Genomic DNA, 15,281 nt, shown 5'->3' on the forward strand with positions numbered 1-15,281 from the left:
GCTGACAAAAACGGATGAATTCCATGCATTTGCTGCATGGAATTCATCCGTTTTCTTTATTAATCAAAGGAGTTTCTTATTCTATTCGCAAAAAAAGATGCCTCCGCATATCCTAAATCGGAATCTTTCATAAAGAAAGTAATCAAACTTTCCCTGAATGTCGGATTTCCTCTATTAATTTTCACGGCGCATTTCAAGTAATGTCCTGCTTCATCCAAGTCTCCTGCCTGCATATACATCAAACCTAAACTATGGTAGGCATGGGCATGCCATGGATTTATAAGAATGGAGTGTTTCAGCAATTTCTCTGCCCGCTCTCTCTTGCCTCTTCTTTTGTACAATGCTCCCAGCTTCGCGTATGCTTCAAACTGATATTCACAAAGGTCGATGGACTTCCACCACGCTTCTTCCGCATCATCGTGCTGACGCAGGCGGTGGTATGCTTCCCCCAAACGAAGCCAGTAAAGGGATTCTCCCTTACAGGTAGAAAACATTCTCTTTAAGTATTTTATATGATATTTCTTATCCTTCTTCACCTTTTTTATATGATCGGCATGATACAGGGCTACGACAGCCTCCTGATTCTCTTCCAATATTCCTCTTCTCGGTATATCTTCCTCTGTTTCATTCCCTTTTGTGAATGTTTCAATTAAATGTACCAGTTTGTTTTCTAAGTGGACCGGCTGTACACCTGGATGAAAAGATCCCTTCACTGTATATGTATGTACATTGGGGATATCTCTTAACCAGTATTGGCTGATAAGATCCCACTCATCACTTTCACTTGCAAGCAGCCAAATTTTCATCGTGTTTTGATTCATAAGAGGTTTTAACCTCCGATACTTTACCTTCAGGCCATCCGGCATATGAAGCTGACTTCTGCTCCCTTGTTTATTAAGGACAGACTCCACACCAAAAGCCAAACATTTGTCCGCTCCGCCTAGTAACCCATATAACAGTGCACCATAAGCCCCCATGGAAGTCCCGAATGTCGTAACATGACCATTCCCTAATTCTCTTGCAGCACGGATAAGCATTTCCGCCGCTTCTTTCGGATCTATGGAGTAACCGACGATACCATGCTGATACCACAGGTTCCCATGATCGTTTACAAAAATGATATTAACATCCGCTTCGATAATTGCCTTATATGGTTTGAACTTCCCCGGTGGAGTATTCACTTGGGAGAATGCCACTAACGTAGGCAGGTGCTTTCCTTTACTGATAATCTGTACGTATTCATTTTCTATCATCATCTTTCCCCCCACAAAAAGACACTGGTAAATAAAAGGATGAGAGAGAAACTTAATCCCCTCTCATCCCATTAACTGCATATTCTTCTGTTTATAGAGCAGGTCGATTGCTTCTTCCACTTCTATTCTGGAACGATCTACCGGATTAACGTACACAGGATAGAGAATATATGCTGCAGCAAATACTTCTGCCAAGGTTCGTTGCTGTTTCCTTCTCGGAACTGGCTGACGGTCGTCTGTAAGGCCCCAACCAGAATAAAAGGGAGCTCCTATGCACGTCACCTTTATTCCTCTCATCAATGCTTCAAAGCCCGCTAAAGAAGTGATCGTATACACGTGATCGATCGTCTGAAATGCGTCCGACAAACTCAATGGGGTTGTAATTACAGTGGCTATATCCTGCACATGTGCTGGATTACTGAGAGCATCCCTCCGCCCGAATAATACATCAGGATGAGGCTTATAAATGATTTCCGCATCCGGATTTTCTTTACTCGCCAGCCTGACTAAGTCATTATTCGTAATGGAACGCTCACAACCCATTTTAATAGACGCATCGTCCTCTACTTGACCGATGACGAGAATCCTCTTTCTATTCTTAGGGCCATAGATCTCCTGTATGTTCTGACTTTTCACATGATTATACTTACTTAAACCTAGTTGGTTTAAACGAGTCATGCATATCCCGGCACGCTCCAGCAGCTCTACATCTTTAGAAAAATCATAGGTATTAAGCATATCCTCCAAGTCACTTGGTTTCTTGGAGTTATAATAAAGCTCTTGTTTGTCCAAGCACATGGATATAGGCTCAGAGAACATCGAGCCTAGACCGATGGACCGGATGAAGCCGTCTTCCATCCTGTAAACCGGGATGTTGTATTTGTCTGCGTATTCCACTAACTTCTTCTGCTCGGCATATCCCCACACGATAAACACTTTGTTCTTGTAAAGGCGAAGCAGGTATGGGAGAAGCACCCCTCCAGATGAAGGGATAAACTTAATGGTATAGCCAGTCAGGAAATTTGGTATGAATGAATGTTTCCACTTGGAGAAGTGAAAAAGGAAAGCTACGGGAGCTTCTTTCTTACTCCTCCGTTCAAACAGCCATCGCATAAACAGGATGTCCGCTTCTATCCTATTGATGATCTTCTTGATGATACGCTTTGTCCTCTTAAACACAACATTCATTCTTCAAGCTCCTTCACTGGCTCAGTTAACCGGTTCTGTTCTTGATTCTTTAATATGCTCAATTACCTCAAAGATCGTCCCGCGTCTGCCTGTTTCCGGATTAATATATCTCGGGTACATTAAGTAAGCAGCAGCAAACACTTCTTCTACCGTCCTTGTTACTTGCCTTCTCGGACACTGCAGCCGGTCCACTGTAATTCCCCAATTGGAGTAGAAAGGAAGTCCGAAACAATGCACTCGCTTCCCGAGCATCAATGCTTCAAATCCCATTTGGGAAGTGACCACATAAACTTCGGAGAACTGTTCTAACAGGGTCAACGGGTTGCAGTCATCATATATAAAGTACGTATGCTCATCTATTTCTACGTTGGAGAAGTAACCCTGCTTCTTCCCTGCGATGACATCCGGGTGTGTCTTGATATAGATGTCCGCTTCAGGATGGTCTTCTCTAGCGGAATGATACATCTCTTCAAAACGGCTTTCATCCGCCATTCCCAATCCTACAGACTTGTCTCCGAGAGTTTGGTCGATCAGTAATACTCTTGTTTTTGAATAATCCTTGATCAGACTCTTATCCATAGGAGGAGCATGGTTATACTTGCTCAACTGGTTCTCAACAATTAAACGCTTTGCTTCGCAGGCTTGATCCATCAGCTCTTCCGTTTCCCATCCTGGCGTGTTCAAAATGTTCTCCAGTCTGGAAGGTCGAGTGCCGTCATAATAAATACCTACATCATCCACACACATGGAAAGAGGAGGATAATTATTCACTCCCAGCCCCACCGAACGAAGGAATCCATCTTCCAGGCGTAAATACGGGATGTTATGCTTTTCCCCGAAAGCGATAGCCTTCTCTGCACTCGGCTTCATCCCCCAGCCTGCAATGAAGCTCAAACTGTTGATTGACTTCGCAGGAGAAAAGTTCACTGTACCATTAAGGAAAGACTGCAGGTTTGGGATGTCTTTGATTCCCTTCGACAAGATTCCAATATCCCCATTCTCTTCTCCTTTCACTTCAAGTTCCTCGAGTGACAAGGGTTGATTCTCTTTAGATGAAGTCATGCTATTGGTCGGGAGATTAGTGGTCCTTTCTTTGTTTATCCACTTATCTTTAACACCTTTCAGAGCCGTCTTCATGAATCCGATCATCTCTATCGCCTCTTTCAAACTAATCTTTTCTTTCGTGAAAGGATGGTAATAGGAGGTGCAGAGCATATAACTGCCGATAAACAACTCTTCCAAAAGAAGGGTCCTGTGACGGAATAACGTCTTACTTCTATCATCGGTCAGACCCCACCCTGCATAAAACGGCTCCCCAAAAGTGGTCACTTGCTTCCCGTAAAGCAAAGCTTCCATTCCACCCAAAGCTCCTTGTGTATAGACATGATCGACTCCACCTATGACCTGTGCCAGTGTCACAGGTTGGTCGATGATCCGGACAAAATGTTCGATGTCCTCCACTTCAGGATCTTTCTTACCTTCCAATAGATACAAAGGATGAGGAATGTAGAGAAGTTCTGCCTCCGGGTTTTCCATTTTTGCAATCCATGCCATATCCTTCACGGATGTGTTTGAGGTTTGTTTTTTGTCTCCTAGTAATAAAACTCGCCTTCCAGAGTCTGTTTCGCTCATTTCATAGACATGCTCTTGGCTGGAGAGATTATATTCACTTATTCCGTATTTCTTTATCAGCTTCATAGCCTCTTGAGCTTTCGCCTTCAGCTCAGGGCGAGAGGCAAAGTCATAGTTATACATAGATTGGATGATGGCCTCATCTGTACTCTTCAAGCTCCCATCTGCTTCGTGAACATACAGAGAGAACGAAAGGTCGTTACCCAAACGGCCCCCTCCCATGTTGATGGGACCTGTCTTGACAACTTTCACTTGGATCTTCTTCTCAGCGGCCAATTCAAGGATCTCATCTATCTTAGAAAAACCATCCCATATGATGAATTCTAAATCGGTATATGGTGCAGATCTCTCATCTAAACTTGCAAGCGTTTCATCAGCAGAAATGAACACTTTCTCATCATGAGAAAAGTAAGCATTGGCATAATCCGCTTTAGTTAAGTCGAATCCAAAGAAAAACGCAGCCGGTTCCGTAACCTTCTTCTGTATCGCGCGGTCTTGAATAGCACTTCTCATACGCTCTATGATACGGACAGCTTCTTCTGCGGATATCTCCTCTTTAGTAAAGGGACTGATATACTTCGGATAGAGCAAGTAAGCTGCTGCAAATATTTCATCGATCGTCAATGTTCTGTTACGCCGAGCTACTTCTTGTCTATCATCTGTCAATCCCCATCCAGAATAGAACGGAGCACCGACAGTTGTCACACTTATCCCACGTATGAGTGCTTCAAAACCTGCAAGTGATGTGATGGTATAAACGTGATCAATGGTTTTGAAGGCATCATTCAAACTTAGTGGTTCTCTAATGACTTGGGCAATATGAGCTACATCTTCAGGGTTTGACTGCATAGCTCTTTTACCGAATAATACATCTGGATGTGGTTTGTATATAATTTGTGCGTCGGGATTCTCTGTCTTCGCAAGCCACACTAAATCATTATTCGTCATTTTCCTCGCGCTTCCTTTGGCTATGGAAGCATCATCCTCCACCTGACCTACTACAAGTATCCTCTTCTGTGTTTTAGGGCCGTAAATCTTCTCGGTGTTTTTCTTTGAGACATTGTTATATTTACTGATTTCAAGATTCGTTAACAATTTCATCGTAGTTCTTGCTTTATCCATTAATTCATTGTCTTCCGAAAAAGGGTGGTTATTCAGAATATCCTCCAGGTCGCTTGCTTCTGTACTATCATAATATAAAGCTTTACTGTCAAGACACATGGATAACGGGATACTGTGAGCAGCTCCTAAATCTACTGAACGAATGAAACCATCTTCCATTCTGTAAAGCGGTATTCCGTAATTTTGTGCGAAAGACTTCATCTTTTGATGCTCTTTATACCCCCACACAATAAACACTACATCGTCATACTGCTTGGCTTGCTTCAATGTTTTACCTACACTTTGTTTCTCTTCTACGAAAATCATTTGATATTCAGGATAAAACGATTGAACATGATCTCTTTTCCAGAGGCTGAAACCTATCATGAACGCAACCGTCTTCTCTGTTTTTTGCTTTGGTTTAATTTTATGTACACTGGAAGCCAACTTCGCATAACCTTTATCTCCGACAATCGCCTTTGTCAAATCCTTCATTTTACTCACGACAGCCACACCACCTTTAAATTTACTCTGACATAAAACAAATAGCAGGGCTAGGCCTGCTATAAGGGAAGTTATCTATTCAAGTATGAAGAGACACGATCATTCAAACGATCGTATTCCAGGACAGCAACTTGTTTGCTCGTCTTAACCTTTTGTTGAGTTGCCTGTTCAATCAGAGGCAGCCCTTTAACTTCTTCTTCTCTGCTCCTGGGAATCAAATGCAGATGCAAATGCCTCACTGCTTCACTGATTGTAACTACATAAAGGCGTTCTGCTTTATCTTCTTCCCGAAGGACTTTTTCTACTTCCTGTACAAGCGGCCCCATCTCTGTCAACTCTTGAACAGATAAATCCGTCCAATTCTCTACATGCCTCTTCGGTTCCAGGTAATAATAACCGAGGACCTGCGAAGCATGAGGACCAGCGCTAACAGCCCAGTGGGCATTCTCATATAGAATGGAAGCGTCTTTCTTCTTATGTTTCTCGCATATTGGACATATGGTCATGGTGAATCCCCTTACTGTTGAAGCTTTATAGTTTCTGACTGGGTTACACCGGCAAGGTAATCTTCAATGAACTGGTTAAGGTCGCCTTTTTCTTGAAGGATTGCTTCGACAACTTCCCTCACGGCCCCTTCGCCGCCTTTCGCCTTCGTAACGAAATCGACATCCCGCTTCACTATCTCCACCCCGTCACTCGGAGCACAGGAGAAACCGGCATTTCTTAAGACCGGAAGATCATTGATGTCATCTCCGACATAACAAACGTCTTCCATTGTAAGACTTAGAGATTCCAAGATTTCATCCAGCACTTTCTGCTTGTGATGAATTCCTTGGTAGACAAAGTCTATTTTCAGTTCACCGGCACGTTTCTCCACAGAAGGAGATTTCCTGCCCGTAATAATCGCCGTCTTAATACCGGCATAACGGGCTAGGCTCAACCCCATGCCGTCTTTCGTATGGAACGGTTTATATTCTACTTGGTCGGACCCGATGTAGAGCTTGCCGTCTGTTAGGACGCCGTCTACGTCAAGAACGATTAATTTCACGTTTTCTGCACTCATCATTAAATCCCCAAATTCATCATATCGTGGAAGTGGATCATTCCCAGAGGCTTGTTATTGTCATCAATAACCGGCATGACATTGATCCGCTTCTCTTCCATTATTTCCAGGACGTTCGTTGCCAACACATCGGCTTTCGTAGTGATAGGCATCGTATTTCCTAATTCCTGAACAGTCTTGCCTAAGACAGACTCTCCATCAGCCATGGCTCTACGGATATCTCCATCTGTGAGTATTCCTGCCAGTTCTCCAGCTTCATCCACAATACACGTGGCACCAAGTCCGTGTCGTGTCATTTCAAACAACGCTTCTTGGACTGTTGTTCCTGACGTGACGATCGGTGTCTTTTTCTTAGTGGCAAGCAGATTATCGATGGTCATCAACAACCGGCGCCCTAATGATCCACTTGGATGATAAAGTGCAAAGTCTTCCGGTTGGAAATTGCGCTTTTTAAGTAGTGCGACAGCAATGGCATCACCGAGAGCGAGTGTTACCGTCGTACTGGTAGTAGGTGCCAAACGTAAAGGACAAGCTTCTTCAAAATGCCCCAACGTAAGGACAACATCAGATTTGATAGCTAAAGTTGACATCGGATTTTTCACAATAGCGATAAGGTTGACCCCGATCTTATCCAGGGAAGGTAGTAGATTTAACACTTCGTCTGTTTCCCCGCTGTTGGATAGGGCAATGACTGTATCGTCAGAAGTAACCATCCCAAGATCCCCGTGAAGACCTTCAGAAGGATGCATATAGATAGCCGGTGTTCCCGTACTGGCAAGGGTGGCAGCGATTTTCTTACCGACAAGTCCGGATTTCCCCATGCCGGTGATGATCGTACGGTTTTTGGTCGTGTAGATCATCTCAATCGCTTTTTCGAGATCATCCATGTCAATAGATTCAATTAAATCACGAATAGCATTCGCTTCTACATCCAGCACTTCCTTGACGATCGTCTTATAGTCAACTTCCGTTTTCAAATCTAACATTATACACCTACCACCTTTTTATTTTATATTCTTCACTAACCTGTCGATTTCTTTAATTGGCTTCAAAATCTCTTCCAGCTCTTCCATGCGGACCATGTTCGGACCATCAGAAGGTGATTTCTCAGGCTCTGGGTGTACTTCCATGAACAGACCGTCGATGCCGATACTTGCTGCTGCTCTGGATAGGTATGGAACGAATTCACGTTTACCACCTGTAGAAGTTCCATTACCACCTGGGATTTGTACACTGTGTGTTGCGTCAAAGACAACCGGCGCACCAAGCTCACGCATTGTCACAAGGGAACGCATGTCGACGACAAGGTTGTTGTAACCGAACGTAGAACCACGCTCTGTAAGAAGTGTGTTATCGTTCCCAGACTCCTGAAGCTTCGTTACAACGTTCTTCATATCGTTAGCTGCAAGGAATTGACCCTTCTTCACGTTAACGACTTTTCCTGTTTTTGCTGCTTCTACAAGCAGGTCCGTTTGACGGCAAAGGAAAGCAGGGATTTGAATGATATCCAATACTTCTCCAGCTGCTGCAGCTTGGTCTGGTGTGTGGATATCGGAAGTGACAGGTACGCCTACTTCTTCTTTGATAGCCGCAAGCATTTCCAAGCCTTTTTCCAAACCAGGTCCACGGTAAGAATGGATTGAAGAACGGTTTGCTTTATCGAATGATGCTTTGTACACATAAGGAATTTCCAGACGATCGGTAATTTCTTTCACGCGTTTCGCATTTTCAATTGCTTCCTGCTGGTCTTCCAGTACACAAGGTCCTGCGATTAGGACGAAGGGATTGTTTCCTCCGAAAGTGATTTGGTCGTTTAGTTTCGTCTCGATTGTCATTGTGTTACCCCCATGATTGTCTCTACTTTTTGTATATCTTCTGGTACATCAACGCCGACAGCGTCGTATGTCGTTTCAATTACTTTGATCGTATAGTCATTTTCCAATAGACGCAGCTGCTCCAGCACTTCCACTCTCTCCAGTGGAGACTGCGGCAGATCGACGAATTTGGTGATGACGTTTCTTGGATAACTATATATGCCTAAATGTTTATAATATGTAGTCGGTTCTTTGGAGCGGTTATAAGGAATTGGCGACCTTGAGAAATAAATTGCCGTGTCCTTTGAATCTGCGATGACTTTCACAACGTTAGGATCCTGTACATCTTCCATATCCTCAAGCTTTGTCTTTGCAGTAATGACGCTCTCAGGATTTTCAAGGGCCGCTTCGACCAGCTTATCGATCGTACCTGTGTGAATAAGCGGCTCGTCTCCTTGGATGTTGACGAAGATATCGCCTTCCATTTTGGATACGACTTCCGCCATACGGTCGGAACCGGTCTCGTGATCTTCTCTTGTCATGACGACCTTACCACCGAAGTTTAAAACGGTCTGTTTGATATCTTCATGATCGGTTGCGACGACTACCTCGTCGATTTTGTCAGACGCGCTGACTCTTTCGAATACGTGCTGGACCATCGGCTTTCCTAGAATGTCTGCCAATGGTTTCCCTGGGAATCGGGATGAATTATATCTTGCCGGAATAACACCAATCACTTTCATCTCTTTCACCTCTGATGGATAGATTGTTTTCCTGATGCTTATATGCTGCACTTTCTAAATGGTTCGCTACTTTCTTAGCCGTAGCTGCGTTCGGACTGATCAAGTTGCCTTCTACTTGATAATGAAACCGCAAATAATATAGGAACTGAGAAATCAATGTTTCATTAACCGGTTGTTCCAGCACATCTTCAATTAATTCATAAAGCCGGTGAAATTCTTCACAATGCCGGACGACGCCCTCAATATTATAAAAAGCGTCTCCAAGTGTGATTACACGCTTGTGCTGTGCTAACGCTTCTATGCCTACCGTAGAATTGATGGTTATGACTGCGAGACTTTTCTCGATCAATTCACTAACACTCTGTTTCTGCAGAAAGACGACATTAGGATCAGAAGCATAACGTTCCTTTAATGCCTTGTAATTATTTCGGGGCATGTCTTCTGGATGTTCCTTGAACACTAGACATATATTGCGCCCTTGTCTTTTATTAACTTTTGCTACATGTTCATAAACGAAATCTACGAGCGTCTCCATATTCTTTATGGACGAGTTGTAGAATATTTGGGTATCCCTGGAGACTTGGAACGGGACGAAGATGTATTCCTTTGGTAATGGTTCTTCATCCTTCTTCTTAAACTTGAATGCTTGCTTGAAAAGAAAATATTTAAATGCTTCGTACCAAGTTATGTGGGCATAAAGCTTGGGATTGATACCAAGTATACTTCCAAGCATACTGACAAACTTAACAAAGGCTACCTGAGTCAGGTTTTCACCTTTCACTTTCAGTAAGTCTTCATTCTCTGGAGCCATTAAATAGTTCTTATATTTATGGGAATTTACTGTGATAGATTCGTAGAATTCCTGGTATCGTGGGATGGTGGCTGCATTGTTTATTCCATTCGGATCACATGTCAGCGTATATGGGCGGAAATAACCTTGTTCAAAGTAAACCGTTTTGAGGCCACGTTGTTTCGCAATGTATGTAGAGACTTGGTCAATCCAATGATAGCCATTAAACATACAGATAACATCAATGTCGTGCTCTTCTATGAAACGATCGATAAAGTACATATAACGCTTGTACATCTTCAGCTCACGTTTCGATATGTCGGTGTCTTTCATCTCTCTCATGTATGTAATATTATAAATCTGCATGTCCAACAGTTCTGAGTCGGATATGGAATATGTCTTCCGAGAAACGCGGTTTGGAACAAACACCGCTTCAATCTTACTCGGTATTAAAAGCTCCCCCAGTTCAAACTTCAACTGATAACATTTATGTCCTGTCTCTTCCAGCTCCGATGCTACATCAGAAAAAAAATATTTATTTCGGTTCCCTCTCAAAAACAAGTAATTTGCCATCCATTTGCCCCCATGCTGCCATAAAAACCTTCTATCACCAGTTATTTCGGTTTGACTTTTCGAATAATTTCGAATCACGCTATACATTCTACCATATACAGGTAAGTAAATGAAGAAAAATAATGGACCTTCTGTAATTATGTTGAAATTTGTATAACCATTGACGTAATACGTCGGAATATTCCGTTAAAACATAACTAAATGTCCAATTACTACATAGATCGCTTCCGCAACCTTTTTGCAACTAAAACCACAAACTGTGTCTCCATACCTAAAAAATACATAGGTATAAAATAACATAACATAGTAAAATAATCCAATTACGTTTTTGTACCTGTCTTTCTATTCATCTCTATTGTATTAGGAACGATTTCATGAATTTAATGAGTTTTCTATTCAAATTTCTTTATGGTAAAATTAGCAAAAAAAGGTGGGTAAATATGAAACAAATGAAGATCATAGTAGCAGCTCTCAGCATATTACTACTTCTATGTGCCTGCAGCAGCGGAGAGACTTTAGTAGAGAAAGACTATCAAGAGTTCATGGACACCATTCAGAGTGAAGACTTTACTGGATTCGCTTATATTCTAAGAACCTATGAAGCACAGGATAATCATTACTTGGACGACTTGAAAGAAGTCTTTGATGAAAAAGGAGAAACATTGACGTACTTCAACGTTCAGACCGCTTCTGAAGAAACCAAAGACTTACATAACGAAGAAAGCAGCCAAATAGCTCTTTATCAGCCGAATGACGAGGTCGTTTATATCCAAGACGGCGAGCCGATGGAAGCATTAGAGATTACAGATGAGATCATGGCTGAGGGCTATCACGATACCTTGAAGGAATTCATTGATAACAATCCAAGATAAACCAAACATGGAGGTAGAGAATTCATGAAAAAAGTGAGACGAGTTGGGGCAGCTATCATTCTCCTCTTTATTCTGGGAGCATGCAGCAGCGGGGAGCCTCTTGTGGAAAAAGATTACCGTGACTTCATGGATACGATGCAAAGCGAAGATTTCACAGGATTCGCCTATATATTAACTAAATTCAAAGGTGAAGATAATGGATATTTAACCACAATGGAAGAAATCTTTGATGAAACCGGAGCATCATTAATGTATTACAACGCAGTATCCGATTCTGAGGATTTTGAAGTATTCAATAAAGAGTCTGGAACAATTGCCATTTATCAACCAACTAACACGATTGCCTTTATTGAAAATGGAGAGCCAAAGAAAGAGTTGGATATTACAGAGGAAATCATGTCCGAAGACAATCATGAAACGTTAAAAGAATTCATTGAGAATAATAAGAAATAAAGATGAACGAACGGTCCGCCCCATAACAGGCGGACCGTTTCTTTCAAATTGAAGCATTTCTTTAGTAAAGGAAGGACCCTACAAAAAAGACTCCCGCCGCTATCATAGAGAAAATCCCTGCAGCCACATGAGATCTCCGACGATTCGGTCTCACCCACACCGCTTCCGCTCCAAGCATAAACAGAAACACACACATCAGCCATTGGTAAAGGGTAGTGGACAATAATGAATGATTAAAAAATGCGGCATATAAGAATAGAAAAGCAAAAAGAAATGTAACGATGGTACTTATTTTGTGATACACAGGCGTCCCTCTCTTCCAAGCTACACCCTAACACAAAATGGTTAATTTAACCATAATAAAATTTAGAAGAAGAAAAGCAGCCTCCGTTTCAATCGGATGCTGCTTCTTCTGCCTCTCCCCTTGTTTTTACCTCTCCGACATGAAGATCCAGATGCGTCTGTGCCAGGAAAAACAACCCTGCAACAATGAGGAAGCCCGCTGCCAGCACAGAAAAAGCGGTCGCGTAAGTACCGTTGATGATCAAATTGTACGCATCCGCACCGACATAAGCATTCACGGCATCTCCGCTGCTTGTGAGAATATCATCCTCATACGGATTGTTGTAGGCCAAGATCTTGTAAAACCCGGCGATGATGAAACCGACACTCACCAGCCCCGACAGGATGCTCCACGCATAAAGCCGTTTCTCCCCCACTTCTATTCCCCCGCTTCGTCTGAATTGGCTGTTCCCATCACTATACGAAGCACCGGTATATTTCATTCCTTGATATGTTCGGCTCTATTTTTGTAAATGCTTTCATAACCATGTATAGTAGAAGCAAATAAGGAGGGATGACATGGAAACCATCGTCTATGTGTTCGTCATTGCTCTGTTCATCGTCGCCAACGTCTACGCTGTCAAATGGCAGCGCGACGGCTCCGCCGATCTCATGATCTCCGGCGTCCTCATCATGATTGGCGGCATTCTCGTCTCCATCACAGCCGGCGCCCTGTTCGCTGTGCTCGGATCGACAGGCGAAGCCTTCACCGGCGCCTACTTCGCCATCTTCGCCATCGCCAACGGCCTGCTCCTCTTCCTTCTAGGACTCATCACACAAATCACCAGAAGCAAAAAAGCATAACCCCACTCCCCCCATGTTCCCCAAAGAACATGGGCCTTCTTTTGCCCTCTCCATCTCCAAAAAAAAAGAAAATGGCTGTGACGTACCAGACGTTTCCGTTATTCCCATCATCGCAAGGAGGGGCGGGGGGACGGCGAGACTCCTGTGGGAACTGGAGAAGCAGGGAGACCCCGCAGATTTGAAAAATCGAGGAGGCTCCCCCTCTCCCCACGGAAAGCAAGTCGTCCCCCGCCCGCCATGTTCTTTTCCCTCCAAAAAAAAGAGAGTTGCTGTGACAATCCTCAGCGTTTCCGTTTCTCCATCACCGCAAGGAGGGGGCGGGGGTGACGAGACTCCTGTGGGAAGTGGAGCGTAGGGAAGACCCCACAGATCTGAAAGATCGAGGAGGCTTCCCACCTCCCCACGGAAAGCGAGTCGTCCCCAGCCCGCCATGTTCTTTTCCCTCCAAAAAAAGAGAGTAGCTGTGACAATTCTCAGCGTTTCCGTTTCTCCATCACCGCAAGGAGGGGGCGGGGGTGACGAGACTCCTGTGGGAACTGGAGAAGCGGGGAGACCCCACAGATCCAGAGGATCGAGGAGGCTCCCCCTCTCCCCACGGAAAGCGAGTCGTCCCCCGCCCCTCCTACACCCAACTAGATTACGGAAACACCCCCCAAACAAAACAAAAAAAGTCAGCACCCAAAAGGGCACTGACTCTAAAAAACATTAAATATTCATCCAGTCCGTATGGAACGTACCTTCCTTATCCACACGCTGATACGTATGCGCACCAAAATAATCACGCTGCGCCTGAAGCAGATTCGCCGGAAGCTTCGCCGTGCGATAACTGTCAAAGTACGCAAGCGCACCAGAGAACGCAGGAACAGGAATACCATTCTGGATCGCAAGCGTTAACGTATCACGAAGATCCTTCTGATAATTCACCGCGATATCCTGGAAATAAGGATCAAGCAGCAAGTTCGTCAACTCTTTATCATTCTCAAACGCATCCTTGATCTTCTGCAGGAACTGCGCACGGATGATACAGCCGCCGCGGAAGTTCATCGCGATGTCGCCGTACTGAAGGTCCCATCCTTTTTCTTCGGATGCTGCCTTCATCTGCGTGAAGCCTTGCGCGTAGGAAGCGATTTTACTCATGTACAACGCTTTGCGGATCGATTCGATCGCTTCTTCTTTGTTGCCGGTGAACTTGATTTCCGGACCAGTCAGGTATTGGCTCGCTTTCTGACGCTCTTCTTTCATAGCGGAGATGAAGCGTGCGAATACGGATTCGGTGATGATCGGAAGCGGTACACCGAGGTCAAGCGCGCTTTGGCTCGTCCATTTTCCGGTACCTTTCTGACCTGCGGTATCAAGGATCACTTCGACAAGCGGTTTGCCTGTTTCTTCGTCGACTTTCGTGAAGATGTCGGCTGTGATTTCGATCAGGTAGCTGTCGAGTTCGCCTTCGTTCCACTCTTTGAAGACTTGGTGAAGCTCTTCAGCGGACAGGCCGAGAACGTTCTTCATAAGGAAGTATGCTTCACAGATGAGCTGCATGTCGCCGTACTCGATGCCGTTGTGGACCATCTTCACGTAGTGGCCGGCTCCGCCTTGGCCCATGTAGGCAGCACAAGGAGTTCCTTGGACTTTCGCTGCGATCGCATCGAAGATCGGTTTCACTTCTTCGTATGCTTCGCGTGGTCCGCCAGGCATGATGGAAGGTCCTTTACGGGCACCTTCCTCCCCGCCGGAGAAGCCTGTTCCGATGAAGTGGATGCCTTTTTCTTCGAGATAAGAAGCGCGGCGCTCGGTATCTTCATAGAACGTGTTCCCGCCGTCGATCAGCATGTCACCTTTTTCAAGATAAGGGACGAGGCTGTCGATGACTTTGTCCGTCGTTTCGCCGGCTTTGACCATCATCAAGATCTTTCTCGGTGTTTCGAGGGAATCGACGAATTCTTCGGCACTGTATGTGCCGACGACTTTGTCGTCATTCGCATCCTTCACCATTTCTTCGACGCGGTCTGTCCAGTAATCGTAGACAGATACGCTGTAGCCGTTGTCTTTGATGTTCAGGGAAAGGTTCGCACCCATGACCCCTAAACCGATAACTCCGATATTCTGTTTACCCATGTTCCGATCAATCCTTCCCTTTTGTAATAAACGT

The 15,281-nt window shown here is 44.2% G+C and carries 14 protein-coding genes; 3 read left to right on the forward strand and 11 right to left on the reverse strand.

Features of this window, described 5'->3' with window-relative positions; all coding sequences use genetic code 11:
* Positions 1 to 59 precede the first annotated feature (59 nt).
* From M662_RS16680 to M662_RS16720, 9 genes are all read right to left on the reverse strand, one after another.
* Entirely contained in the window at positions 60 to 1,256 is a 1,197-nt protein-coding gene (locus M662_RS16680) for a tetratricopeptide repeat protein (protein WP_081694896.1), read from the reverse strand.
* Positions 1,257 to 1,316: 60 nt separating this feature from the next.
* Positions 1,317 to 2,441: a capsular polysaccharide export protein, LipB/KpsS family gene (locus tag M662_RS16685; protein WP_201276721.1), complete on the reverse strand. Its 1,125-nt coding sequence runs from the start codon at positions 2,439 to 2,441 to the stop codon at positions 1,317 to 1,319.
* A 21-nt stretch (positions 2,442 to 2,462) separates the two neighbouring features.
* Entirely contained in the window at positions 2,463 to 5,669 is a 3,207-nt protein-coding gene (locus M662_RS16690; protein WP_236096565.1) for a capsular polysaccharide export protein, LipB/KpsS family, read from the reverse strand.
* An 80-nt stretch (positions 5,670 to 5,749) separates the two neighbouring features.
* Entirely contained in the window at positions 5,750 to 6,184 is a 435-nt protein-coding gene (locus M662_RS16695) for an HIT family protein (RefSeq protein WP_026577936.1), read from the reverse strand.
* Positions 6,185 to 6,195: 11 nt separating this feature from the next.
* Positions 6,196 to 6,741: a KdsC family phosphatase gene (locus M662_RS16700; RefSeq protein WP_201276722.1), complete on the reverse strand. Its 546-nt coding sequence runs from the start codon at positions 6,739 to 6,741 to the stop codon at positions 6,196 to 6,198.
* Between the two features lie 2 nt (positions 6,742 to 6,743).
* Positions 6,744 to 7,727: a KpsF/GutQ family sugar-phosphate isomerase gene (locus M662_RS16705; protein WP_051348898.1), complete on the reverse strand. Its 984-nt coding sequence runs from the start codon at positions 7,725 to 7,727 to the stop codon at positions 6,744 to 6,746.
* A gap of 18 nt (positions 7,728 to 7,745) precedes the next feature.
* Entirely contained in the window at positions 7,746 to 8,576 is an 831-nt protein-coding gene (kdsA, locus tag M662_RS16710; protein ID WP_035388169.1) for a 3-deoxy-8-phosphooctulonate synthase, read from the reverse strand.
* Entirely contained in the window at positions 8,573 to 9,298 is a 726-nt protein-coding gene (kdsB, locus tag M662_RS16715) for a 3-deoxy-manno-octulosonate cytidylyltransferase (protein ID WP_026577932.1), read from the reverse strand. Before kdsB ends, kdsA begins: the two co-directional genes overlap by 4 nt.
* Positions 9,264 to 10,661, reverse strand: a complete 1,398-nt coding sequence (locus M662_RS16720) for a capsular polysaccharide export protein, LipB/KpsS family (RefSeq protein WP_026577931.1) — start codon at positions 10,659 to 10,661, stop codon at positions 9,264 to 9,266. Before M662_RS16720 ends, kdsB begins: the two co-directional genes overlap by 35 nt.
* Positions 10,662 to 11,101: 440 nt before the next feature.
* Between M662_RS16720 and M662_RS16725 the strand changes: the two genes are divergently transcribed.
* Both M662_RS16725 and M662_RS16730 read left to right on the forward strand, forming a co-directional pair.
* The gene (locus tag M662_RS16725; protein WP_026577930.1) at positions 11,102 to 11,533 is read left to right on the forward strand and encodes a hypothetical protein; all 432 of its coding nucleotides are present in this window, start codon (positions 11,102 to 11,104) and stop codon (positions 11,531 to 11,533) included.
* A gap of 24 nt (positions 11,534 to 11,557) precedes the next feature.
* Positions 11,558 to 11,986 carry a hypothetical protein gene (locus M662_RS16730; protein WP_026577929.1) on the forward strand — a complete coding sequence of 143 codons (429 nt, stop codon included), beginning with the start codon at positions 11,558 to 11,560 and terminating at the stop codon, positions 11,984 to 11,986.
* A gap of 392 nt (positions 11,987 to 12,378) precedes the next feature.
* Here M662_RS16730 and M662_RS16735 read toward each other — a convergent pair whose 3' ends face one another.
* Positions 12,379 to 12,705: a hypothetical protein gene (locus M662_RS16735; protein ID WP_051348897.1), complete on the reverse strand. Its 327-nt coding sequence runs from the start codon at positions 12,703 to 12,705 to the stop codon at positions 12,379 to 12,381.
* 142 nt (positions 12,706 to 12,847) lie between these two features.
* Here M662_RS16735 and M662_RS16740 point away from each other — a divergent pair, with 142 nt between their 5' ends.
* On the forward strand, positions 12,848 to 13,132 hold the full coding sequence (locus tag M662_RS16740; RefSeq protein WP_026577928.1) for a hypothetical protein: 285 nt from the start codon (positions 12,848 to 12,850) through the stop codon (positions 13,130 to 13,132).
* A 705-nt stretch (positions 13,133 to 13,837) separates the two neighbouring features.
* Here the strand turns inward: M662_RS16740 and gndA are convergent.
* Complete coding sequence (gene gndA / locus M662_RS16745; RefSeq protein WP_026577927.1) at positions 13,838 to 15,247, reverse strand: NADP-dependent phosphogluconate dehydrogenase; 1,410 nt, start codon at positions 15,245 to 15,247, stop codon at positions 13,838 to 13,840.
* Positions 15,248 to 15,281 lie beyond the last annotated feature (34 nt).

This window comes from Bacillus sp. SB49, assembly GCF_000469135.2.
Classification (GTDB): domain Bacteria; phylum Bacillota; class Bacilli; order Bacillales; family Halobacillaceae; genus Halobacillus.